This is a genomic window from Bacillus sp. F56 (assembly GCF_001748205.1).
Classification (GTDB): domain Bacteria; phylum Bacillota; class Bacilli; order Bacillales; family Bacillaceae; genus Bacillus; species Bacillus stercoris.
The window spans coordinates 300656-323937 of record NZ_BDFC01000009.1 but is presented as its reverse complement, the minus strand read 5'-3'; the positions used below and the strand labels follow the sequence as shown (position 1 = coordinate 323937).

The window sequence follows — 23282 nt, the reverse complement described above, 5'->3', positions numbered from 1 at the left end:
ATAATAAGTTAAGTGTAGCTTATGAACCAGAAGTCAGCAAACAATACATTGGCCATATAAGACATAGAGAAGAAAATAGTGTATGATCTGTTTAAGGAGCGTTTTAATATGAATGGATTTTCTCATTTTAATGAACAGGGCAGAGCCCAGATGGTGGATATCAGCGAAAAATCTTCGACTGTCCGTACTGCGGCGGCTGTTTCAAGCGTACACATGAAGAATGAGGTGTACGAGAAAATACAGAGTCACGATATCGGCAAAGGAGATGTACTGGCTGTCGCACAGGTGGCAGGCATAATGGCCGCAAAGCAAACGTCGAATATCATTCCAATGTGCCATCCGCTTTCATTGAGCGGGGTAGATATATCGTTTGACTGGAAAATAAAAGAAGCAGAAGTTATACTTCATATAAAAGCACAGGTCAAAACGAAAGGGAGTACAGGTGTGGAAATGGAAGCGCTCACTTCTGCATCTGTGTGCGCTCTTACCGTTTACGATATGTGCAAGGCCCTTGATAAGGGAATGGTCATCGGCCCTACTTTCTTGCTTGAGAAGACAGGCGGGAAAAACGGTGACTTTAAAAGAGAACTATCCGAGTATAATTTGGAGGACCAAAAATGAATAAGGATCAATCAAAAATTCCGCAGGCGACGGCGAAACGGCTGCCGCTTTACTATCGCTTTTTAAAGAATCTGCATGCGTCAGGAAAACAGCGTGTATCATCCGCTGAACTCAGTGATGCCGTAAAGGTTGATTCTGCCACGATTCGGAGGGATTTTTCCTATTTTGGAGCTCTTGGCAAAAAAGGATACGGATATAATGTGGATTATTTGCTGTCTTTTTTCCGAAAAACGCTTGATCAGGATGAGATGACTGATGTCATTTTGATTGGTGTCGGGAACTTGGGAACGGCATTTCTTCACTATAATTTCACAAAAAATAATAACACAAAAATTTCTATGGCTTTTGATATAAATGAGAGTAAAATAGGAACTGAGGTAGGCGGCGTGCCCGTCTATAACCTTGATGACCTTGAACAACACGTAAAAGATGAATCAGTTGCCATTCTTACAGTGCCAGCAGTTGCCGCTCAATCCATTACAGACAGATTGGTTGCGTTAGGAATCAAGGGAATCCTTAATTTTACGCCGGCCCGTTTGAATGTGCCGGAACACATTCGAATTCATCATATAGATTTAGCAGTTGAGCTTCAGTCACTGGTTTATTTCTTGAAGCATTATTCAGTTTTAGAGGAAATCGAATAGAGGGAAAGGAGGAGCCCAAATATGCCGATCGGTCCTGGAAGCCTTGCTGTTATCGCAATCGTTGCTCTGATTATCTTCGGTCCCAAAAAGCTGCCTGAATTGGGCAAAGCAGCCGGAGACACACTTCGTGAATTCAAAAACGCTACTAAAGGATTAACAAGTGATGAAGAGGAAAAAAAGAAAGAAGATCAGTAAGTTAGGATGACACGAATGAAAGTGAATCAAATGTCGCTGCTGGAGCATATTGCTGAGCTTCGAAAACGGTTGCTGATTGTAGCGCTGGCGTTTGTCGTTTTCTTTATTGCTGGATTTTTTTTAGCGAAGCCGATTATTGTGTATCTGCAAGAAACAGATGAAGCGAAGCAGCTTACGCTTAACGCGTTTAACCTGACAGACCCGCTATATGTGTTTATGCAGTTTGCGTTTATCATCGGCATCGTTCTGACCTCGCCGGTTATTCTTTATCAGCTTTGGGCTTTTGTGAGCCCGGGCCTCTATGAGAAAGAGCGCAAAGTAACGCTCAGCTACATTCCGATCTCTATTTTGCTGTTTTTAGCGGGCTTATCTTTTTCATATTATATTTTATTTCCTTTTGTTGTTGATTTTATGAAGCGGATCTCTCAGGACTTGAATGTCAATCAGGTGATCGGAATTAATGAATATTTTCATTTTCTTCTGCAGCTGACGATTCCGTTTGGACTGCTGTTCCAAATGCCGGTCATCCTCATGTTTTTGACCAGGCTCGGAATTGTGACACCGATGTTCTTAGCGAAAATCAGAAAGTATGCGTATTTTACGCTCTTGGTGATCGCTGCCCTGATTACACCGCCTGAGCTTTTATCTCATATGATGGTGACTGTTCCGCTCTTGATTTTGTATGAAATCAGTATTTTAATATCGAAGGCTTCCTATCGGAAAGCGCAAAAAAGCAGTGCTGCCGATCAGGACATTTCTTCGTAGCTAACATAAAAAATCCATTTCTCGGAGAAGAGAAATGGATTTTCTTTATTTCTGGTTCTTTTTGATTTTAAATGAAAAGGCGAACATCTTAAAAGAAATGCTGATGTTGTAAGCGGCGAACACCATCAGCAGGATGGAGTAAAATGACCACATGCTGCCTGGCGAGCTTGCGGCAAGATAAGTAAAGATGCACCCTACGGCAAAGTAGATCATTCCCCAAACTACCGGGTTTCTCATAAAAATAATCCTCCAATAATCAGTTGCATTTGTGTACTCTGCTGTTCAAGGTATTTCTGAACAGGCTCAAGCTGCATGATGACAACGAATGTATTCATCATTAAATGGGCGAAAATCGGCACCCATATCCGTTTTGTTCTCGCATATAAAAAGGCAAAGGTAAAGCCCATTGCTGTATATAGAAGAAGATGCTTCAAATCGGCGTGAACAATACCGAAAATAACCGAGCTAATCAGTCCGGCGAAGAAGAAATTCGTTTTTTCGTACAGCGCCCCGAAAATGATTTTTCTGAAGATGATTTCTTCCAATATAGGCCCGATGATTGAAGAAACGATAATCATGAGTGGGACTGCCTGAATGACATCCAGAATCGCTTGTGTATTTTCTGATTCTCTTCCGATGCCAAATACATAGTATTCAATAGAGCCTGCAATTCCTTGAGAGAAAAGGGCAATGAAAAAACCGGCAATCGCCCAAAGGATAGAAAGTCCGATTGAGTCCTTCTGTCCGTTTCGCAGCGTTTCTTTCGGAACGGTTCTCAAAATGAGCAGAACAATAACGAGACAGGCGATAAAGCTGATGACGGACCATAATCCTTGTGCATGCAGCATATTTTCATCTGTAGGCTGTCCTCCGGCATAACCGAATTTAAATAACAAGGGAATCGCGATTAATGCGGAAAACTGCATGATGATATATGTCAAAATAATAAACCAATACTGTTTTCTCAAATGGTATGTACTCCTTTGTTAAGTGGGTTTCGTTCATCTACAGCTATTGTAACATAATCGGTACGGGGGTGAAAAAGCTAACGGAAAAGCGAGCGGAAAAGAATGATGTAAGCGTGAAAAATTTTTTATCTTATCACTTGAAATTGGAAGGGAGATTCTTTATTATAAGAATTGTGTTAGCACTCTTTAGTGCTGAGTGCTAAAATTACATATTCATACTATTGAGGAGGTTATTACATTGTTAAAGCCATTAGGTGATCGCGTTGTCATTGAACTCGTAGAATCTGAAGAAAAAACTGCCAGCGGAATTGTGTTGCCGGATTCTGCAAAAGAAAAACCGCAAGAAGGCAAAATCGTGGCAGCTGGTTCAGGTCGCGTGTTAGAAAGCGGAGAGCGCGTTGCTTTAGAAGTAAAAGAGGGCGACCGCATTATCTTCTCAAAATACGCAGGTACTGAAGTGAAATACGAAGGTACTGAATACTTAATCTTACGTGAAAGCGACATTTTAGCTGTTATCGGCTAATTCTTAAATAAAAACATTTAAAAATTCGAGGAGGTCTTGTAAACATGGCAAAAGATATTAAGTTTAGTGAAGAAGCTCGCCGCGCAATGCTTCGCGGTGTCGATGCACTTGCTGATGCTGTAAAAGTAACTTTAGGACCAAAAGGACGCAACGTGGTTCTAGAGAAAAAATTCGGTTCTCCGTTAATCACAAATGACGGTGTAACAATCGCTAAAGAAATCGAACTCGAAGACGCGTTTGAAAACATGGGTGCGAAGCTTGTTGCTGAAGTAGCCAGCAAAACAAACGACGTTGCCGGTGACGGTACAACAACTGCGACAGTTCTTGCGCAAGCAATGATCCGTGAAGGCCTTAAAAACGTAACAGCAGGCGCTAACCCTGTAGGCGTGCGTAAAGGTATGGAACAAGCTGTAGCGGTTGCGATCGAAAACTTAAAAGAAATTTCTAAGCCAATCGAAGGCAAAGAGTCTATCGCTCAGGTTGCTGCGATCTCTGCTGCTGATGAGGAAGTCGGAAGCCTTATCGCTGAAGCAATGGAGCGCGTAGGAAACGACGGCGTTATCACAATCGAAGAGTCTAAAGGCTTCACAACTGAGCTTGAAGTTGTTGAAGGTATGCAATTCGACCGCGGATATGCGTCACCTTACATGGTAACTGACTCTGATAAGATGGAAGCGGTTCTTGACAATCCTTACATCTTAATCACAGACAAAAAAATCACAAACATTCAAGAAATCCTTCCTGTGCTTGAGCAGGTTGTTCAGCAAGGCAAACCATTGCTTCTGATCGCAGAAGACGTTGAAGGCGAAGCACTTGCAACACTTGTTGTGAACAAACTTCGCGGCACATTCAACGCAGTTGCTGTTAAAGCTCCTGGCTTTGGTGACCGCCGTAAAGCAATGCTTGAAGACATCGCTGTCCTTACTGGCGGAGAAGTCATCACAGAAGATCTTGGCCTTGACCTGAAATCTACTCAAATCGCTCAATTGGGACGCGCTTCTAAAGTTGTCGTTACTAAAGAAAACACAACAATCGTTGAAGGCGCTGGCGAAACAGACAAAATTTCTGCCCGCGTGACTCAAATCCGCGCTCAAGTGGAAGAAACAACTTCTGAATTCGACAGAGAAAAATTACAAGAGCGTCTTGCTAAACTTGCTGGCGGCGTAGCTGTCATCAAAGTCGGCGCTGCGACTGAAACTGAGCTGAAAGAGCGTAAACTTCGCATCGAAGACGCCCTGAACTCAACTCGCGCAGCTGTTGAAGAAGGCATCGTATCCGGTGGTGGTACAGCACTTGTAAACGTATATAACAAAGTCGCTGCAGTTGAAGCTGAAGGCGATGCTCAAACAGGTATCAACATCGTGCTTCGCGCGCTTGAAGAGCCAATCCGTCAAATCGCACACAACGCTGGTCTTGAAGGATCTGTCATCGTTGAACGCCTCAAAAACGAAGAAATCGGCGTAGGCTTCAACGCTGCAACTGGCGAATGGGTAAACATGATCGACAAAGGTATCGTTGACCCAACAAAAGTGACACGTTCTGCACTGCAAAACGCTGCGTCTGTAGCGGCTATGTTGTTAACAACTGAAGCCGTTGTCGCTGACAAGCCAGAAGAAAACGCTGGCGGCGCAGGAATGCCTGATATGGGCGGCATGGGCGGTATGGGCGGAATGATGTAATCAAACGGCGAAAACCTTTGATATACCAAGGGTTTGACCGTTTTTCATCACCCGTGCAGCTGAAAAAATAACAAAAAGATAACATTCATTGAGGATGCTTCCAAAAGTCTACTGGACTTTAGAAGAAGCATCCTTTTTCATTTATAAGTATTTTAATGCATAAAAAGCCTATTGATGAAGTTTGCCATATTATGATGAAACCCTTCTCAACTGAGAAGGGTTTTCTTGTCATACGCCTGCCACCTAGACATGAATACTATAAAAGAGGTGACTATAATGGATGAAATGATTCAGAAAGTACAACTATGGGTAAATGCTGCTTACTCTGGAAAGCCTGGCTTCGTTCCAGCCCCTGAAAATGGGAAAACTGGTTGGTCCACGATGTATGCTTTAACTAGGGCTTTGCAAATTGAACTTGGAATCTCTACACCTGCTGATAATTTTGGACCAGGAACTGAAGTAGCGTACAAATCATGGGGAGAAATGGAAATTGGGCGTATTCCTACTGATGACAAAGGAAAAAGAATTGTACTAATTCTTCAAGGAGCAATGTATTGTAAAGGTTACAATCCAACTGGATTTACAGGAACTTTTGGAGAAGGGACTAAAGCTGCAGTAATTAAAATGCAAACTGATGCGGGACTGCCTATTCGTGACGGGAAAGTTTATTCCTATATATTTAAAGCATTTTTAACTATGGATGCTTATGTGCTCACATCTGGTGGTAATTCTAGAATTAGAGAGATGCAAAGAGATCTTAATTCAAAATATTACAAAACATCTGGAGTCCAACCATGTGATGGTTACTACCAAAGAGGGACTAATAAAGCTTTAATTTACGGTATTCAAACAGAAGAGGGAATTGCTCCCTCTCTACAAACGGGATCAATAGGGCCTTCTACGACCAACCTTTTACCAACTCTGAGCATAGGAAGTACTAATGCAAACTTTGTTAAGCTCCTTCAATATGCATTATATGTAAATGATTTCAATCCAGGAGAATTCAATGGACAGTACAGTACACTATTAAAAAATGCAGTTGCTGAATTCCAAAAATTTGTTAAGTTGCCAGCTGATGGAGTTACAGGAAAACAAACTTGGCTTTCTTTGTTGCAGAGTAAAGGAGATCCTAATCGTAAAGGAAAAGCTTGTGATTGTATAACAGAAGTTACGTCTGCTAGAGCTAAAGCTTTAAAAAATGCAGGCTATGAAACTATTGGTCGTTATCTTGTAGATATTCCAGGAGGATTGGAGAAAAAAATAAAACCTGGCGAATTAAAAACTATTTTTAATGCTGGTTTAACTGTTTTTCCTATATATCAAACTTATGGGAATAATTCAAGACATTTCAGTGAGGCTCAAGGAAAAAGAGATGCTCAAGATGCTTTTACAGCTGCCAAAAATTATGGATTTAAAAATGGAACAACAATATATTTTGCCGTGGATTTTGACGCTTTAGGAGATGATATAACTAACAAAATTCTTCCACACTTTAAGGGCATTAATGAACAAATGAAATATCTGGGGAATCGTTATAAAGTTGGAATATATGGTGCCCGGAATGTTTGCAGTCAAGTATCGCAGAAAGGCTGGGCAACAACCAGTTTTGTAAGTGATATGTCCACGGGATTTAGTGCAAATTTAGGCTATCCATTGCCAAAAAATTGGGCATTCGATCAAATTTCAACTATTAGTGTTGGTTCAGGAGACAGTAAAATTGAAATAGACAATAATATTAAGTCGGGACTTGATAACGGGGCTTCAGGTCTTGATTTCTCAACTGATCTCAATCAAGAGCTATACAAGCAATTATATGAAATTCAACTTTTAGGCCTTCAATATACAAACAATGATATCAATGAAGCGAATAAGCTTACAACCAACTATTATCGTCGCAAAAGATATGAATCATTAATATGGACATTAACTTCTGGACAATTTGATAAAGGGTTTGAGGAATATGTTATTAGTGCTGTAGGAGAAAATAGTTTTGTCTATGCAACTGATCCCGTTTCAAAAACTGAAGTTATTGATTTTCCTCATCTTATGGCTACATTATCTGCTCTATTGTATGCGAATCTTCCGTTAGTTGGAACTACACAGCAAGATTTAGCAGGGTGGGGTGGTGATTTATTTACTGTGGCTGCAGATGTATATAAAAATAGAGATAAGTATAGTGGCGACAATGAAACAAGAACATATAAAGCTGCTTACGACTTGATCGGTACAAAAACATCGGCTGGCAACTTTGATAATTCGGATTTCCTTGGAGATATCGATGCTATTAACATCGCACAGATCTTATTAAATAATAAAACTAAGCCAATTTTAAATGCAGTTCAAGAGTATTATAATAGTCTTGTTTTCTCAAGATATAAGCTATTTTATAAAAATAAATTTAATAGTAATGAAAATAATTTGAGACTAAATGCGAGTAATATTATGATTGGAGATAATCCTGATATTACAGCGGCAAGGGTAGCCCTAAGGGGTTCAATGCAAATGGAAGTCCCTTATTATACGGAAGAAGAGGGAGAAATTATTGCAAATGCTTTTGCTGATAAAATACTAGACCTTGTAGCAAGTGAATAGATAATTTAGAGTGGAGTACCATACATTTCGAAAAATATGGTACTCTATATTTTAAGATCTTAAGAATATACAACAAATTATAAGTTCAATTTTCTTTTTGATTTAATGGAAGGAAAGAAAGGGGAAGACATGAGGAAATATTTAGGGATAGTGTCACTTATCATGCTGTTATTCACATTGTGTTTTCTACCCTATATCCATTGGGCGCTTGGAATTCTAGGGATAGTTTTGGGGGGGATTATAGCATTTAAAGCACCTAAAGGGATTGCTAAGTATCTTTCTATTTTTATCCTAGCACTCTGTATTCTTTTACTCTTATTATTGATCGTAGCAGGCCTTTTGATGGCGGGTTTAGTCGGGAAGTAACGATTATGTATAACCATACTACATTTGGTCAAAACTAAAATTTAAGAAGTATGCTATAAAAGATTACTAAAAGTAAGACTAAGCTTTCAAAAATTCAAAAGCCCTTTTATTTCTCAATGGAATATCCATTTTGAAAATAGTAGACTTCAAAGGCCGGTTTCTTTTTTACAAGAAATTCTTTTCGGCATAAGCAGAATTTGATTTGCCTAAGCGAATCGTACAAAGAGGTTCACTGTTTTAAAAAATTGATTAATACATAAATCTTTTTCATCATAAATAAGTTAAACCCTAATATGGTGAAATGAAGGAATCTGCTGATTTCATTAAATGATATTCACGGATATCTTCATGGTATCCGTTTAGATAGACAGTTCTAAAGATAAATTTATTATAATAGGGCGTAACAGATGGTTTCTTGGATTGAATATCAACGATAAAATATTCTGCATCACTCACTATAAACTGGAAGAAATGCACTAGCTTTATGAAAATACAACCAACTTACAAATTCTCCTCACATCCGCCTACTAGAATGTAAAGAAGATTACTCACATTCCCTAAACAAGCAGAGCTAGGTATATGGGAGCTCTTTTCTGTTTCTAAAAGCTGAATATAATAATTAAAGGAATCTTAATAAAACAAAAAGGCTTGTGGAGAAATTGTTCTATACAAGTTGGGTTTACTAAAGATGGGATTTTATTGTTTTAAGTTCCATTTAATTGAATGACTCTAGATATATCGAAAGTATGGCTGTTGATTTCCTCCGAATGCTAAGAGACATTTATGCATGATATTTTGATACGTTCCGGGAATTCTTCGCAACTATTTTTTAACAGGTATTTGCAATTTTATTTTGAAAGCAGGTATAAATATATTATTACAACTCAGAAAACACTCTATATTAGGTTCATGTAATATAAGAACTTATAAATTTTAATTTTGACTTGGGGAGAAATGAGAGAAAATTAAAATTTTTTTAAAATTGTATTTGTCTAGCACTTTGTAATCTTTTATTCGTGTATATGGTTTTATTAGACACCTTGGCAGAGGTTTTATAGATGATACTTCAAATTTTAAGCTTCATTTCAAATAGATTAAAACAAGAAATTTTTCAAAAGAATCTTAATTTGCATTAATATTATTAAATTTCTATCATACTTATTCATTTTTCAGAAGGAATATATGGAAAAATCCCTATTTTTTAGGCAAATATGTTATTATAATTGAGGATTTAAAATATTAAAAAGAAAAGAGGAATTCTAAAGATGAAAAAGTTAGTAATGACCATGTTTACAGCAGTACTTTTGGGAGTTGCCATTTTCGCAGGCGGGTCAGAAGCATTAGCTATGGATTCGAAAGGTACAATCAAATTTAAAACAGATGCTAATACATATACGAAAAGAGCTACTTCCATTGTGGTTACGGGTACTTTGGCTAGGGATTTAGATAATGGCTTTTCAGTAATTCTATTAAATAACAAAGGTAAAGTAATTGCCAGAAAAGATATTTTGCATAGTATTGGTTCACGTAATTTTCGTGTGAGTTTTTCAACGAAAAATCTTCCTGCAGGTAAGTATGATGTGCAAGTTGGACAGGATTGGGGAGGAAGATATTGGTCAGGTGAACTAAAACATTATATTACAGTACAGCATTAATACGGCTGTATAAGTATTAACCTCTTGTTGTTAAAAGTTTAACTTTAGAAATTTGTCATTCTGTGAGATATTAATTTTTAAATAAAGGTATCTTAATCAATTTACTGTACTGATAAAGATACCTTTTTATCTTTAAAAACAACAAGGTCATGAGTGTTTTTCAAAGCTCGTACCGCTAGCCGCAATGTAGTTGTCTTTTAAATGAGAATATCCATTTGCTCCACCTCACTCCGAATCCCAATCCCAGGCTCCCAAGAATCAATCAAACGAATCGCTCTCTGATTAGATTCCATCGCTTTCGTTTTCTCTCCTTTATGGTTCAACAGCTGCGCCATCCCGTAAAAATAATAGATCAACTCAACCTGATTGGCGTTATGTTTGTCATAGAGCATTTGCTCAAAGGCTTCTTCCGCTTTTTCAAATTGACCACATTTCACGTAAGCGACACCCAGATTGAAATAGGCTTCTATCGTTTTTTCGCCGCCGTACGTGGAGCTGATTTCATTTGCGGCTTCGTATAATTGAATGGCTTCTTCCTCATGACCTCTCGCAAAGCTTAGGTCTCCGCGAACCAGCAGAACCCTATGTTGAATTGTAGGGGAAATTGGTTGATCTTCAATTTCGCTTAAAATGGTCTCTGCTTTTTTCTGTTGCCCGGCTTTTAAAAACAGCCTTGCTTTGAGTGCGTGTCCCCAAACTTTTAGATCATGGGCATCTTGAGCGTCTGATTGTTCAAGAATCTTCAGCCCGGCTTCTATTTGCTGAAGCGCTCCGTCTAAATCATTGACTTCCATCAGTGCCCAGCCTGCTGTGTCGATTCGGAAGAACGCTTCTCGTGTGTGTTTGCCTAATTGATGGGCGGCGTCGGCGGCTTTGCATCCGTATTCGATACGTAAGGGCAGGTTGATTCTGCTTAGAAAATGGCTGACGCGGGTGATGAGTTCGATTAGGATTTCTTTTTGATCGGTTTCGCTTGCCCATTTGATGACCTTTAAGATGTTTGGCCATTCTTGTTTCATTTGGTCTAAGTTCCGTCCCAGCAGGTAGCTCCAATAGATAGAGTTGGGCTGTTCACGCTTTAAATGGGTTTCGGCATAATCAATATAATAGTGCGCCCAGCGATTGCGGGCTTCTTTTTCATATTCGTGCTGTTCGGATAAGTGCTGTTCTCCGTAGGCGACAACGGTTTGGTGCGCTAAGTATTGCGTCCTGCCTTGGTTTCGTTCCGGCTGAATCAGCGCATTTGACCGCATTTGTTCAATCGCGTAATGAAAACGGCGGGCGTCTAATCCGGCTGCTGCTGCCAGGCTTTTTTCATCAGGCGGCTTGCTGAAAAAGCAAAGCGTCTGCCATAGCTTTCGCGTATCTTCATTGCATCTATCCCAGGTGCGGCCGAAGAGGAACTCAAACAATTCCAGCAGTGAGTAGCCCGCTTTTCCAAGTTCATGAATCAGCTGCTGAGCGGGTATGTCATCATCTGACATATAGGCGATGCTGAGTGCCATGGCTTTCGGGTTTCCGGCAGTCGCTGAAATGAATTCGTTTTTCAGGCCAGCCGATAGCTGTAACAGCTGCTCCAGCTTTTCCCGTTTATGTGGGAGGTTGCATGTTTGTAAGCATCGGTGCACTTCTTGCTGAAAAAAATCCAAGGCATCTGTTTGGTCAAGGCCGCTCAGCTGAATAGCTGTCATTTCTCCGAAGCTTTCCCGATAGGTTTGTTTTACGTTTTCCCGTGCAGTGAGGAGAACTTTTACGCCTTGCGGAAGGCTTGTGATAAATTCGTGAATGTCACGTTCTGCAGTATCAATGCTGTCAACGATCAGGAGGATCGGTTTTTCTCTAGTGTAATTGGCTAACGCATTGCGGACGACAAACCGTTTTTCATTGATTGATTTATCGATTTGTTCTGTGCGCCCGAGCTGATAGGCGATCGTATTTAAAAAATCGCTAAAGCTCAATCCTTTCCAATCAGCGCTGACCCAAATGATGCTGTTGAATGAGGGCCAATCTGAAGTATCGTCGACACAGGAATAGGCGGCTTCAAGAGCGACTGTGGTTTTACCCATACCGGCCCAGCCGGTGATTAAACAGACTGGTGACGGAGAAAGCATCCATTGCCGTATCGCTTCCATATCAAAGCTGCGTCCGATAAAGTGTCCTGACCAGCGTGACGGTAGGTTATGCGTGATAGGCTGCTCTGTAAGCGCATTCGTTTCTTGGTTAGGTCTGTCATGAAAAAGCCGCTTTACTGCTTTTTCTATATCGTCATCATGGGGAGCTCCGAATGACCCGTCCTTTCGCAGTATTTTCGCTTTTTTCATACAAGACGCTGCCCATACAGGCAATGCGGGTTTGATGACTGGGATGGTGGTGGTTTCCAACAGGTTGGTCAACCACTCGATATCGAAGTCGGTCTTTTCGAGAATGATCCAGATCATTCCGAACAGTTTTCCGTCCTCAATTCTCCCGGGAATGTAGTTTACCCCCATCTGTCCGATCCAGCTTTTGATCGTGTTTGGGGAGACTCCCAGCTGGAGTGCGATTTTATCTATGTAAGACTGTCCTGTTTTTTCGTTCTTTTTCCTTCTGACTTTATAATCAGGATGAAGTTTTAGCGTTTTGACGCCAGGTGCCAGCAGTTGTGCAAATTGTTTTCGGTTTTCAAGTTCAGCCATAAGCCTGCACCTCCTATTAGTACTATTTTATCAATTCAGCGTTTTTTGTATATGAAAAAATAAAAGTACAGTGCCGCTGTCCTTTTATACAGCAGAAAAGGCTGTTGAACGTCTTGAAAAGCAGATAAAATGGGGGCAGTAACAGAGAAAACAAAAATGTATGCACTTACATTTTATTTTCTGAAGAAAGGAATTTGCCAAATGACTCACACAGTACCTCAGAACATGAAAGCGGCTGTTATGCATAGCACAAGAGAAATCAAAATCGAAACAGTGCCTGTGCCTGACATCAATCAGGATGAAGTGTTGATTAAGGTGATGGCTGTCGGAATTTGCGGATCAGATCTGCATTACTATACAAATGGCCGAATCGGCAACTATGTAGTGGAAAAACCATTTATCCTAGGCCATGAATGTGCAGGCGAAATTGCCGCTGTCGGATCATCCGTCGATCAATTCAAGGTGGGAGACCGCGTCGCTGTAGAGCCGGGTGTTACGTGCGGACGCTGTGAGGCGTGCAAGGAAGGGCGCTATAATCTTTGCCCGGATGTACAGTTTTTGGCTACACCGCCGGTGGACGGCGCGTTTGTCCAATATATCAAAATGCGGCAGGACTTTGTTTTCTCTATCCCAGACTCACTTTCTTATGAAGATGCTGCTTTGATCGAGCCGTTTTCTGTCGGCATTCATGCGGCGGCAAGAACGAAGCTTCAGCCCGGATCAACAATTGCGATTATGGGGATGGGCCCTGTTGGGTTAATGGCCGTTGCCGCAGCTAAAGCATTTGGGGCAGGCAGAATTATCGTCACTGACTTAGAGCCGCTGCGGTTAGAGGCTGCGAAAAAAATGGGAGCGACTCATGTCATTAATATCCGTGAACAGGATGCGCTTGAAGAGATTAAGACGATCACGAATGAAAAAGGCGTTGATGTTGCTTGGGAAACAGCGGGGAATCCAGCGGCACTGCAAACTGCACTGGCTTCTGTGCGCCGGGGCGGAAAATTGGCGATTGTCGGTTTGCCTTCACAAAACGAGATTCCGCTCAATGTGCCGTTTATTGCGGATAACGAGATTGATATTTACGGGATCTTCCGTTATGCCAATACGTATCCGAAGGGAATCGAATTTCTCGCTTCCGGCATTGTGGACACGAAGCATCTTATAACGGACCAATATTCACTGGAGCAGACACAAGAGGCGATGGAGCGGGCGCTTCAATTTAAGAATGAATGTTTAAAAGTGATGGTGTATCCAAATCGCTGAGTGAACAGGGAGGATCTTTGTATTCTCCCTCTTGTGTACTGGAAATGAAAACGGATTCTTGGGGTGGGAAATGATGATTGAAACGGAAAAAGTAACGGCAATGAAAGTGAAGCACCAGTCAAAATCCAGCACCGGACTGTCCTGGTTTGAACGAATCGGCTATGGATTCGGCGATATGTCGTATAATATTATCTTTCAGTTTGTAAACGCATACTTATTATTTTATTATACAGACGTCGGCGGCATTCAGCCTGCGGTGATCGCAACTTTGTTTCTTGTTGTGCGTGTGCTGGATGCTATTTTTGACCCGATCATGGGATTGATTTTAGATAAAACGAATACAAGGTGGGGAAAAGCAAGGCCATATTTGCTGTGGGTGGCATTTCCTTTTGCGCTATTCACATTCTTATGTTTCACGACGCCTCATTTCGGTGAGACCGGGAATATGGTATATGCGTACGTCACCTATATTCTGCTTGGGATGTCCTTTAGTATGCAAACAATCCCGGTGAACAGCCTAACGGGGCGGATGACGAATTCTGTGGAGGAACGGACGGTTCTGACCACAACCCGGATGATTTTGGTGTATATCGGAATTCTTTTATCCATTTCCTGTGCGACACCGCTTGCAACTGCTATCGGAGGAGAGGATCAGGCGTTTGGATTTCAAATGACTGCGCTCATCTACGCGGCGGTCAGCATTGTTTTGAATCTATTCAGTTTCTTTACTGTACGGGAGCGGATTCAGCCTAAAAAGAGAAACAAACAAGGGATCAAAAAGACATTATCGGTTTTATTCCGAAACAAACCTTTGATTATGCTAATTTCATCATTTTTAGCTTTTGCGATCGGGTTTAATATTAAGCTCAGCACGATGGTGTATTATTTTACGTATAACGTAAACCATAAAGAATTTGTGTTTATGGGAACCGTTTTATTTTTCGGAGCAGCGCTGATCAGCAATTTGTTTATTCCTTTCTTTTCTGAGAAGTGGGGAAGAAAACAAGTCATGATTATCACGGCGGCTCTATCGCTTATTTCTTATGCCGGCCTGCATTTTACGCCGTATTCTTCCATTACACTCATTTTCATTTGGCTTTTTGCATCGGGATTTTTCACAACGCCTTTAAATACGCTTGCTTGGGGAATGGTTGCGGATTGTGTCGATTATGCGGAATGGAAAACCGGAATTCGCGCGGATGGTGTGGTGATTTCGAGTATGAGCTTTATTAATAAGCTGGGTGTGGCGTTAGCCGGATCATTTTCGGCCATTTATTTAGGAATCGCCGGGTATGTGGCGAATGCAGACCAGACAGTTGCGTCATTGAATGCGATTAAAAACATGAATGCTTTGATTCCGGGATTTTTCATTTTGCTTTCTATTATTCTCATCGCCTTCTATCCTTTAACGGAAAAAAGATATAAACACATCATCTCTGAGCTGGAGCAAAGGTCTGCGAAATAAATATATGTAAAATTTTCAATATTCAATGTTGTATTTATAGCAGAAAGTAATATACTGAGACTATAATCTAGACTTTATAAATGAGTGTGATAATATGCGTAGTCAATCTGTTGTTTGTATTGGAGAATTGTTAATTGATTTCTTTTGTACCGATGTTGACGTTGATTTAATGGACGGGCGCCAATTCTTGAAAAGTGCCGGCGGTGCACCGGCGAATGTGTCAGCAGCGATTGCCAAGCTGGGCGGAGACGCCGCTTTCAGCGGAAAAGTAGGCAAGGATCCATTTGGGTATTTTCTGAAGCGCACATTGGACGCTGTACATGTCGATACCTCTATGCTGGTGATGGATGAGAAAGCGCCTACAACGCTTGCTTTTGTTTCATTAAAACAAAATGGAGAACGTGACTTTGTTTTTAATAGAGGCGCGGACGCTTTGTTTACGCTGGAGGATATTGACCAGGAAAAAGTAAACGAAGCGAAAATCCTTCATTTCGGCTCTGCAACGGCGCTGTTATCAGATCCATTTTGCTCAGCTTATTTACGGCTGATGTCGATTGCGAAGGATAATGGACAGTTTATCTCGTTTGACCCTAACTATCGTGAAGATTTATGGAAGGGAAGAGTCTCAGAATTTGTAAGTGTCGTGAAAAAAGCGATCGCTGTAAGTGATTTTGTGAAAGTCAGTGACGAGGAGCTTGAGATTATCAGTGGTGTGAAGGATCAGGAAAAGGGAGTTGCGATCCTTCATGAGATCGGAGCCAAGATTGTCGCTGTGACCCTTGGGAAAAGCGGTACGCTTCTTTCCAATGGAAAAGACCGTGAAATCATTCCAAGCATTCCGGTGACATCAATCGACTCAACAGGAGCGGGAGATGCTTTTGTCGGTGCGGCTTTATATCAATTGGCAAACACGGGCCATATTCAATCTGTAGAAGCAGATTTTGCGAAGCTGCGTGAGATTGTGGCGTTTGCCAATAAGGTCGGAGCTCTTGTGTGCACTAAAATTGGAGCGATTGATGCACTGCCAAGCATGGATGAGATTGAAGTTTCTTTGTAATCATTAAAGGTGTTTCTTGAAAGTCTTTGGACTTTTGGGGGCACCTTTTTTTATTGCTTACATTTTTGTTTCAGGTAAAAAGTTGTATATTTTCCGTTTGAAATGTCATTTTTTATTAAAAAAGTGAAACTTTTAACGATAATAAATAGTATATGTAACAAGGGTTACCGAATAGCTTTAGGAGGAGCGATATAATGAGTATAATTGGAAGATTTAAAGATATTATGTCAGCGAATATCAATGCTTTATTGGACAAGGCTGAAAATCCGGAGAAAATGGTAGATCAATATTTAAGAAACATGAATAGCGATTTGGCTAAGGTTAAGGCAGAAACAGCAGCTGTTATGGCTGAGGAGCAGAGAGCAAAAAGAGAATATCACGAGTGCCAGGCGGATATGGAAAAGATGGAAAGCTATGCAATGAAGGCGCTGCAAGCCGGGAATGAGGGCGATGCGAGAAAGTTCCTTGAAAGAAAAACATCTTTGGAATCAAAGCTTTCTGAGCTACAGACGGCGAATCAAATTGCTGCAACCAATGCCGCACAGATGAGAAAGATGCATGACAAACTGGTATCTGACATTGGAGAGCTGGAAGCACGCAAAAATATGATCAAGGCGAAGTGGGCAGTAGCGAAAACGCAAGAAAGAATGAACAAACTGGGCGCTTCTGTTTCGAGTACAAGCCAATCAATGTCTGCATTCGGCCGAATGGAGGACAAAGTAAATAAGGCGCTTGATCAGGCCAATGCAATGGCTGAACTGAACAGCGCTCCACAGGATGATATGGCTGATCTGACTGCAAAGTATGACACTGGCGGTACAAGCCAGGTTGATGATGAGCTTGCTGCGTTAAAAGCGAAAATGATGCTCGATAAATAATACATAGGATGCCGCAGCTTTCGGCTGAGGCGCCATTTTATCATAAGATGTGAGAGGGAACAGTAATGATAATATCTTATAAGTGTCCGAACTGCGGCAGTGATATGCCATTTGACAGTGAAACCGGCTCGTTATCCTGCGGCAGCTGCGGAAGACAGGACAATATTGAAAGCCTTCCGAAAGAAAACATTGCGGCGCGGTTTTCTGAAGACGAGGCAAAAGAATATCAATGTGAAAACTGCGGCGCCGTTTTGATCACGGAAGCTGAAACGACAGCAACGACGTGCAGCTTCTGCGGGGGTGCTGCAATACTTGCCGATCGTTTATCAGGACATTTGGCACCGGCGAAAGTCATCCCATTTACAATCAGCAAGCAAGAAGCCGAACAGGCATTTCGAAAGTGGTGCAAAAAAGGGCTTCTGACACCAAGAGGTTTCATGTCTGCTGATCGAATTAAAAGCATCACCGGCATGTATATTCCGTTTTGGATGTTTGATTTAAATAGTGAAGTACAGGTGAGAGCAAACTGTACCAGAGTCCACCAGTATGAAGAAGGGGATTATATATGCACAGAAACAGAGCATTTTGAAGCGTTTCGTGATATCAATCTCGATTATTTGAAAATTCCTGTTGATGCCTCAGAAAAAATGAATGATGAGTTAATGGATAAGTTGGAGCCATATTCATACGATCAGCTGAAGGACTTTCAAACGGCATATTTGGCCGGCTATATTGCGGAAAAGTACAATTATACCGATGAGGAGCTTTTTCCAAGGGCAAAAGAGAAAATAAGCAGTTATATAGATTCATACATCCATTCTACTTTTTCCGGATATACGTCAGTCAATGTGAGGGACAAACATATTCACACGAAAAATGTGAACAGCTTTTACGTTTTGCTTCCCGTTTGGATGGTCAGTTACGATTATGAAAGAGCGGAGCATATCTTTGCGATGAACGGGCAAACAGGTAAGGTCGTCGGAAAGCCGCCGATCAGTTCAGGAAAAGTAGCGGCATGGTTTAGCGGAATAGCAGGCGGGACATTTCTTGCATTGAAGCTCGTTTCATTAATGATGGGAGGCGGATTTTGATGCGGGGATTTTTAGGGAAAGCGATCTTTGTTGTGCTGGCTGTCTTCATCATGATGCCTTTACTGGGGATCGAAGCGGCAAGCGCTTCTGAATCACAGCAGCATGTATATGACCATGCCCATCTATTATCAAAAACAGAAATCGAAAAACTTGAATCTCTCTCGGCAGAGCTGAGTGCAAAGAGAGACACTGATTTCATTATTATTACGACTAAAAGCACAAATGGTGAAGATATTGCCGATTATGCCGGCGATTTTTATGATCGTTACGGAAAAGGCAGTACAGCTATTTTAACGATTGATATGGCGGATAGAGAAGTATTCATCTCGGGCTACCAAAAAGCTGAAAAGTATTTGGACAACAGCAGGCTAAACAGCATCAGAAATACGATTTCATCTGATTTATCCAATGAAAATTATTTCAAAGCTTTTGAGACATATATTCAGCTTTCCTATAAAGATATGGGCATAAAACCGGGAATAAACCCCGACAACATATTCTTCACATGGTGGTTTCAGCTGATTGTTGCCATCGCAGTCGGGGGAATTGCGGTTTCAATTATGCTTTATCAGGCGGGCGGCAAAGTAACGGTTAATGGGAATACATATATGGATCAGCGTACGTCTGATGTGATTGATCAATACGACACTTATATCAGAACGACTGTAACAAGAGAAAGAAAACCATCAAATGATAAAGACAGCGGCAGCGATGGCGGTGTTACGAAAGGCGGCACGTCATACAGTGGAAGCCGGGGCAGTTTCTAGTAGTAGAAAATAGAGAAAGGAAGAGGTAACATGTCGTTTTTCAGAAACCAATTAGCAAATGTAATAGAGTGGGAAGAATTTAGAGATGATATGATTTTTTATAAATGGAACAATCGTGAAATCAAAAAAGGGAGCCGTTTGATCATTCGTCCCGGACAGGATGCTGTCTTTTTGAACAATGGGCGGGTTGAAGGGGTTTTTCAAGATGATGGCGATTATGATATTGAATCAGAAATTATTCCATTCCTTTCAACGTTAAAGGGGTTTAAGTTTGGTTTTAACAGCGGCATGCGTGCCGAGGTGCTGTTTGTCAATACGAAAGAATTTACCGTAAGATGGGGAACAAAACAGGCGATAAATATTCCGGCAGCGGGAATGCCAGGCGGGATGCCGATTCGCGCAAACGGCACATTTAATTTTAAAGTGCAGGACTATATCAGCCTGATTGATAAAATCGCTGGCGTGAAGGATCAATATTATGTAGAGGATATTAAAACCCGTATCACTTCTATTCTGGACCAGCTTCTCATGAAGTGGATCACAAGAGAAGGGAAAGATATGTTTAATCTTCAAGCAAACGCTTTTGATATTGCGAAGGGAATTCAAGAGGACTTAGATATGCAATTAATAAGTGACGGGATGACGGTCACTGGTTTTCAAATCATGAGCTTTAATTATCCTCAAGAGGTTCAGGATATGATAACAAAGAACGCTTCCTACGGTATGGTTGGGGATGTGAACAGATACCAGCAAATATCGATGACGGATGGAATGGCATCCGGAAAGATGAGCGGAGGCGGAGCGGCTTCGGATATGGCAGGAATGATGATGGGAATGAATATGGCCAATCAGATGATGAATCAAATGAATCAGAGTCAGCAGGCACAGTCATCAGGCCCACAGTCAACTGGCAGCGGAAGCAAACCGAATTTCTGTCCAAACTGCGGAACAAAAACGGGCGAAGCCAATTTTTGTCCGAATTGCGGCCAGAAGCTTGTATAAGAATCATACAGTGAAAAGTCCCGAGTGATCAGCACTCGGGACTTTTTTATTTAGGAGAATATGCGTTATCTATTGCTTGCTCCTGAACAGGCCATTTTCGAGCACCCGCCTGGACAATTCCCAGCAGCAATTGACGACGTTCCTTTATTGAATTGACGGCAATTTGAAATGTTTGCTTAGATAAAGCCGGTATGCCTGATTGGTGAAGCTTTGAGATGTCTGGTTCCGGCGGCGCTTGTTCTGCAGGATGGATATAGGCAGTATGAACGGTATCCAGGTAGTTTTTGATACTTGAGCGCGCTTCTTTAATGTGAAGCTGATTTGGCTGATATTGTTCAGGAATACCATATTTGAAAATGGTTAAAGCCTCATCCAATACAGCAACAGCTATAATGGAGGATTCCTGATGCTGCGTGCTGTGGTAAAAATGAAGGATGGGGAAGGCGTTATGCTGAGCGGTCAGCTTTCCCAGCTCTGATGAGGCGGCGACAAGAAGAAAATCAATGTCGTGAAAGTCTTTGCCATTCCATGCATTATGGACGATTTCTGTTCCGTCATGCCCTAGACTTAATACACTTTGGGCAAAGGAACGCTTTTGATTCACCGCACTCAAGACGGAAATCAAATACGTGACGGAAAAAGTGATGGTAAGCAGTCCTTGAGCTGTTTCAATAACCGTGACAAGCTTCCATAGGCCTCCGTTTGGTGCGAGATCGCCATTTCCTAAAGTAAACATGACATAGCCGGAAAAATAAATTCGGTCTGACCAGGAAGCCGGTTCTTTCGATTGAACTTCCACAAGTGAATGAGGGTCGCTCGAGAAAATCAGCACCCATCCGCTCCAAAATAGACTGATCCATATCACTAACGTCAGGCATAACAGCAGTGGACCTGCCGTACTCAGAACCTTTGCGTGGTCTCCGCTGATTTTGCGGCAGCCTTTCCACAGCCAAGCAGACAGGCATCTTGTGATCGGGCCTGCGCCGCTCTCTAACCATAACGTGGTCCATAAAAAATCAATCATCCCCGCTGTCAATAATAAAAGGCCTGCAATGATATAACCCTCATTCATTTTGGTTGCCTCCCTTAAGCCAGCCTTCTTTTATTTTCTTTTCTATTTCCTTTTATCTTGAGTCTGAAACAATTGACCGAATGTTTGATTTTAGATGAAGTTAACCAACAATTACTCATTTATCGATATGAACAGAAAATCACAGGGATTTTGACTTAATTCACATATTCTTATGAAGAAAAACGTTCATTTTCCCCTTGAATTAGTGATTTTCCTTTTGTTGAATAAATAATTTTCAGAAATTTATATTGACTGAAAACGTTTTTATAATTATGATAATACCAGATATAACAAAAATGTCACTATCATATTACTACAATAGGACTATAAAGTGACTATAAGATAACAAAATAGAAAGGTTATGCTCAAGGAAATACTCATTGTTTTTTTAGCTAAAAATGAAATCGCTTCCAAGGAGGCTGGAATGCTAATAAGAAGGGAAGGTTATAAGGTTATTGCAAAAAACATAAAGAACTTTTTTCTGAAGCCTGATGACGAAATGTGAGGAAGGCAGCAGCCCTGGAATAAGTTTTTTGAAATACGCATTGATCGATTTTGAAAAAAACTGGGGGAAACAGTATGAATAAACAAGGCAATCAAATGTCATTTTTACGCACGATTATTTTAGTCTCTACTTTCGGCGGGCTTCTTTTTGGCTATGATACCGGTGTGCTCAATGGAGCTTTGCCGTATATGGGAGAGCCGGATCAGCTTAATCTCAATGCCTTCACAGAGGGCCTTGTCACCAGTTCACTTCTTTTTGGAGCCGCGCTGGGTGCTGTGTTTGGCGGCAGGATGTCTGATTTTAACGGCCGCCGCAAAAATATTTTATTCCTGGCTGTTATATTTTTTATTTCGACGATCGGGTGTACGTTTGCTCCGAATGTTACGGTCATGATCATTTCCCGTTTTGTGCTTGGTATTGCGGTAGGGGGTGCATCAGTAACGGTGCCTGCCTATTTAGCAGAGATGTCTCCTGTGGAAAGCAGGGGACGGATGGTGACGCAGAACGAATTGATGATTGTATCAGGACAGCTTTTGGCCTTTGTTTTTAATGCAATCCTTGGAACAACAATGGGAGACAACTCCCATGTGTGGAGGTTCATGCTGGTCATTGCGTCGCTTCCAGCCGTGTTCCTGTTTTTCGGGATGATCAGAATGCCCGAGAGTCCCCGCTGGCTTGTATCGAAAGGGAGAAAAGAAGATGCTTTGCGTGTATTGAAAAAAATCAGGGATGAAAAGCGGGCAGCAGCTGAGCTGCAAGAAATTGAATTCGCTTTCAAAAAAGAAGATCAGCTTGAAAAAGCAACGTTTAAAGATCTTTCAGTCCCATGGGTGCGCCGTATTGTGTTTATTGGATTAGGGATTGCGATTGTACAGCAAATTACAGGTGTTAATTCGATTATGTATTATGGGACTGAAATTCTAAGAAATTCTGGTTTCCAAACGGAAGCCGCTTTAATCGGAAACATTGCGAATGGCGTGATTTCAGTATTGGCAACATTCGTCGGAATCTGGCTGCTGGGAAGAGTGGGGCGCCGGCCGATGCTGATGACGGGCTTGATCGGTACGACAACAGCATTATTGCTGATCGGGATATTTTCACTTGTACTTCAAGGATCACCGGCACTTCCGTATGTGGTTCTGTCACTAACAGTTACATTCCTTGCTTTTCAGCAGGGGGCCATTTCACCAGTGACGTGGCTGATGCTTTCTGAGATTTTCCCACTTCGCCTTCGCGGACTGGGAATGGGTGTCACGGTATTCTGTCTGTGGATGGTGAATTTTGCAGTCAGTTTCACTTTCCCGATATTGCTGGCCGCGATTGGGCTGTCCACAACGTTCTTTATCTTCGTTGGATTAGGCATTTGCTCTGTCCTGTTTGTGAAGAAGTTTTTACCGGAAACGAAAGGACTTTCGCTTGAGCAGCTGGAGGAAAGCTTCCGTGCTTATGATCACGGCGGGGCCAAGACAGATTCTGGCGCTGAAGTGATTGGATAAAAT

Annotated in this window: 20 protein-coding genes; 16 read left to right on the top strand and 4 right to left on the bottom strand. The window is 41.5% G+C overall.

The window, feature by feature from the left end; translation table 11 throughout:
* The first annotated feature begins 108 nt into the window (after positions 1–108).
* From moaC to tatC, 4 genes are read left to right on the top strand one after another with little or no spacing between them, the layout of a single operon-like run.
* Entirely contained in the window at positions 109–621 is a 513-nt protein-coding gene (moaC, locus tag BFW96_RS16940; protein WP_003243499.1) for a cyclic pyranopterin monophosphate synthase MoaC, read from the top strand.
* On the top strand, positions 618–1265 hold the full coding sequence (locus BFW96_RS16935; RefSeq protein ID WP_003234073.1) for a redox-sensing transcriptional repressor Rex: 648 nt from the start codon (positions 618–620) through the stop codon (positions 1263–1265). The genes moaC and BFW96_RS16935 overlap by 4 nt, the downstream gene beginning before the upstream one ends.
* Before the next feature lie 21 nt (positions 1266–1286).
* Entirely contained in the window at positions 1287–1460 is a 174-nt protein-coding gene (gene tatAY / locus BFW96_RS16930) for a sec-independent protein translocase protein TatAY (protein ID WP_003234072.1), read from the top strand.
* 6 nt (positions 1461–1466) lie between these two features.
* The gene (gene tatC / locus BFW96_RS16925; RefSeq protein WP_083252915.1) at positions 1467–2225 is read left to right on the top strand and encodes a twin-arginine translocase subunit TatC; all 759 of its coding nucleotides are present in this window, start codon (positions 1467–1469) and stop codon (positions 2223–2225) included.
* 45 nt (positions 2226–2270) lie between these two features.
* Here the strand turns inward: tatC and BFW96_RS16920 are convergent, their stop codons facing one another.
* Both BFW96_RS16920 and BFW96_RS16915 read right to left on the bottom strand, forming a co-directional pair.
* Positions 2271–2462 (bottom strand): YdiK family protein, encoded by a 192-nt coding sequence (locus tag BFW96_RS16920; RefSeq protein ID WP_003225680.1) that lies wholly within the window; start codon positions 2460–2462, stop codon positions 2271–2273.
* Complete coding sequence (locus BFW96_RS16915; RefSeq protein WP_014663011.1) at positions 2459–3193, bottom strand: CPBP family intramembrane glutamic endopeptidase; 735 nt, start codon at positions 3191–3193, stop codon at positions 2459–2461. The genes BFW96_RS16920 and BFW96_RS16915 overlap by 4 nt, the downstream gene beginning before the upstream one ends.
* Positions 3194–3431: 238 nt before the next feature.
* Here BFW96_RS16915 and groES point away from each other — a divergent pair, with 238 nt between their 5' ends.
* The 4 genes from groES (at position 3432) to BFW96_RS16890 (ending at position 10008) form a co-directional block, all read left to right on the top strand.
* Positions 3432–3716 carry a co-chaperone GroES gene (groES, locus tag BFW96_RS16910; RefSeq protein WP_003155970.1) on the top strand — a complete coding sequence of 95 codons (285 nt, stop codon included), beginning with the start codon at positions 3432–3434 and terminating at the stop codon, positions 3714–3716.
* Positions 3717–3760: 44 nt separating this feature from the next.
* A complete protein-coding gene (gene groL / locus BFW96_RS16905; RefSeq protein WP_069840090.1) occupies positions 3761–5395 on the top strand; it encodes a chaperonin GroEL in 1635 nt (544 codons plus the stop codon).
* Positions 5396–5671: 276 nt separating this feature from the next.
* Positions 5672–7987, top strand: coding sequence for a glycoside hydrolase domain-containing protein (locus BFW96_RS16900; protein ID WP_069840089.1), 2316 nt, complete (start codon positions 5672–5674; stop codon positions 7985–7987).
* A 1631-nt stretch (positions 7988–9618) separates the two neighbouring features.
* A complete protein-coding gene (locus BFW96_RS16890) occupies positions 9619–10008 on the top strand; it encodes a hypothetical protein (RefSeq protein ID WP_040083983.1) in 390 nt (129 codons plus the stop codon).
* Positions 10009–10205: 197 nt separating this feature from the next.
* Here the strand turns inward: BFW96_RS16890 and BFW96_RS16885 are convergent, their stop codons facing one another.
* Positions 10206–12683: a tetratricopeptide repeat protein gene (locus BFW96_RS16885; protein ID WP_069840088.1), complete on the bottom strand. Its 2478-nt coding sequence runs from the start codon at positions 12681–12683 to the stop codon at positions 10206–10208.
* Between the two features lie 201 nt (positions 12684–12884).
* On the opposite strand from BFW96_RS16885, the gene gutB reads away from it, so the two are divergent.
* The 7 genes from gutB to BFW96_RS16850 all read left to right on the top strand — a co-directional run bounded on the left by gutB (position 12885) and on the right by BFW96_RS16850 (position 20206).
* Positions 12885–13946: a sorbitol dehydrogenase gene (gutB, locus tag BFW96_RS16880; RefSeq protein WP_069840103.1), complete on the top strand. Its 1062-nt coding sequence runs from the start codon at positions 12885–12887 to the stop codon at positions 13944–13946.
* 73 nt (positions 13947–14019) lie between these two features.
* Complete coding sequence (locus BFW96_RS16875; protein WP_069840087.1) at positions 14020–15411, top strand: MFS transporter; 1392 nt, start codon at positions 14020–14022, stop codon at positions 15409–15411.
* A 94-nt stretch (positions 15412–15505) separates the two neighbouring features.
* Positions 15506–16468, top strand: coding sequence for a carbohydrate kinase family protein (locus BFW96_RS16870; RefSeq protein ID WP_069840086.1), 963 nt, complete (start codon positions 15506–15508; stop codon positions 16466–16468).
* Between the two features lie 194 nt (positions 16469–16662).
* Positions 16663–17346, top strand: coding sequence for a PspA/IM30 family protein (locus tag BFW96_RS16865; RefSeq protein ID WP_069840085.1), 684 nt, complete (start codon positions 16663–16665; stop codon positions 17344–17346).
* Positions 17347–17411: 65 nt separating this feature from the next.
* A complete protein-coding gene (locus BFW96_RS16860; protein ID WP_069840084.1) occupies positions 17412–18437 on the top strand; it encodes a TFIIB-type zinc ribbon-containing protein in 1026 nt (341 codons plus the stop codon).
* A complete protein-coding gene (locus tag BFW96_RS16855) occupies positions 18437–19204 on the top strand; it encodes a TPM domain-containing protein (protein WP_069840083.1) in 768 nt (255 codons plus the stop codon). The genes BFW96_RS16860 and BFW96_RS16855 overlap by 1 nt, the downstream gene beginning before the upstream one ends.
* Before the next feature lie 30 nt (positions 19205–19234).
* On the top strand, positions 19235–20206 hold the full coding sequence (locus tag BFW96_RS16850; RefSeq protein ID WP_069840082.1) for an SPFH domain-containing protein: 972 nt from the start codon (positions 19235–19237) through the stop codon (positions 20204–20206).
* A gap of 46 nt (positions 20207–20252) precedes the next feature.
* On the opposite strand, the gene BFW96_RS16845 is transcribed toward BFW96_RS16850, so the two are convergent.
* Positions 20253–21278: a potassium channel family protein gene (locus BFW96_RS16845; RefSeq protein WP_069840081.1), complete on the bottom strand. Its 1026-nt coding sequence runs from the start codon at positions 21276–21278 to the stop codon at positions 20253–20255.
* A 579-nt stretch (positions 21279–21857) separates the two neighbouring features.
* Between BFW96_RS16845 and iolT the strand changes: the two genes are divergently transcribed.
* Positions 21858–23279 carry a myo-inositol transporter IolT gene (iolT, locus tag BFW96_RS16840; RefSeq protein ID WP_069840080.1) on the top strand — a complete coding sequence of 474 codons (1422 nt, stop codon included), beginning with the start codon at positions 21858–21860 and terminating at the stop codon, positions 23277–23279.
* Positions 23280–23282 lie beyond the last annotated feature (3 nt).

Excerpts from the sequence above, each read along its gene's own strand:
- moaC (WP_003243499.1), top strand. The coding sequence starts at position 109 with ATGAATGGATTTTCTCATTTTAATGAACAGGGCAGAGCCCAGATGGTG.
- BFW96_RS16935 (WP_003234073.1), top strand. The coding sequence starts at position 618 with ATGAATAAGGATCAATCAAAAATTCCGCAGGCGACGGCGAAACGGCTG.
- tatAY (WP_003234072.1), top strand. The coding sequence starts at position 1,287 with ATGCCGATCGGTCCTGGAAGCCTTGCTGTTATCGCAATCGTTGCTCTG.
- tatC (WP_083252915.1), top strand. The coding sequence starts at position 1,467 with ATGACACGAATGAAAGTGAATCAAATGTCGCTGCTGGAGCATATTGCT.
- BFW96_RS16920 (WP_003225680.1), bottom strand. The coding sequence starts at position 2,462 with ATGAGAAACCCGGTAGTTTGGGGAATGATCTACTTTGCCGTAGGGTGC.
- groL (WP_069840090.1), top strand. The coding sequence starts at position 3,761 with ATGGCAAAAGATATTAAGTTTAGTGAAGAAGCTCGCCGCGCAATGCTT.
- BFW96_RS16900 (WP_069840089.1), top strand. The coding sequence starts at position 5,672 with ATGGATGAAATGATTCAGAAAGTACAACTATGGGTAAATGCTGCTTAC.
- BFW96_RS16890 (WP_040083983.1), top strand. The coding sequence starts at position 9,619 with ATGAAAAAGTTAGTAATGACCATGTTTACAGCAGTACTTTTGGGAGTT.
- BFW96_RS16885 (WP_069840088.1), bottom strand. The coding sequence starts at position 12,683 with ATGGCTGAACTTGAAAACCGAAAACAATTTGCACAACTGCTGGCACCT.
- gutB (WP_069840103.1), top strand. The coding sequence starts at position 12,885 with ATGACTCACACAGTACCTCAGAACATGAAAGCGGCTGTTATGCATAGC.
- BFW96_RS16875 (WP_069840087.1), top strand. The coding sequence starts at position 14,020 with ATGATTGAAACGGAAAAAGTAACGGCAATGAAAGTGAAGCACCAGTCA.
- BFW96_RS16870 (WP_069840086.1), top strand. The coding sequence starts at position 15,506 with ATGCGTAGTCAATCTGTTGTTTGTATTGGAGAATTGTTAATTGATTTC.
- BFW96_RS16865 (WP_069840085.1), top strand. The coding sequence starts at position 16,663 with ATGAGTATAATTGGAAGATTTAAAGATATTATGTCAGCGAATATCAAT.
- BFW96_RS16860 (WP_069840084.1), top strand. The coding sequence starts at position 17,412 with ATGATAATATCTTATAAGTGTCCGAACTGCGGCAGTGATATGCCATTT.
- BFW96_RS16855 (WP_069840083.1), top strand. The coding sequence starts at position 18,437 with ATGCGGGGATTTTTAGGGAAAGCGATCTTTGTTGTGCTGGCTGTCTTC.
- BFW96_RS16850 (WP_069840082.1), top strand. The coding sequence starts at position 19,235 with ATGTCGTTTTTCAGAAACCAATTAGCAAATGTAATAGAGTGGGAAGAA.
- BFW96_RS16845 (WP_069840081.1), bottom strand. The coding sequence starts at position 21,278 with ATGAATGAGGGTTATATCATTGCAGGCCTTTTATTATTGACAGCGGGG.
- iolT (WP_069840080.1), top strand. The coding sequence starts at position 21,858 with ATGAATAAACAAGGCAATCAAATGTCATTTTTACGCACGATTATTTTA.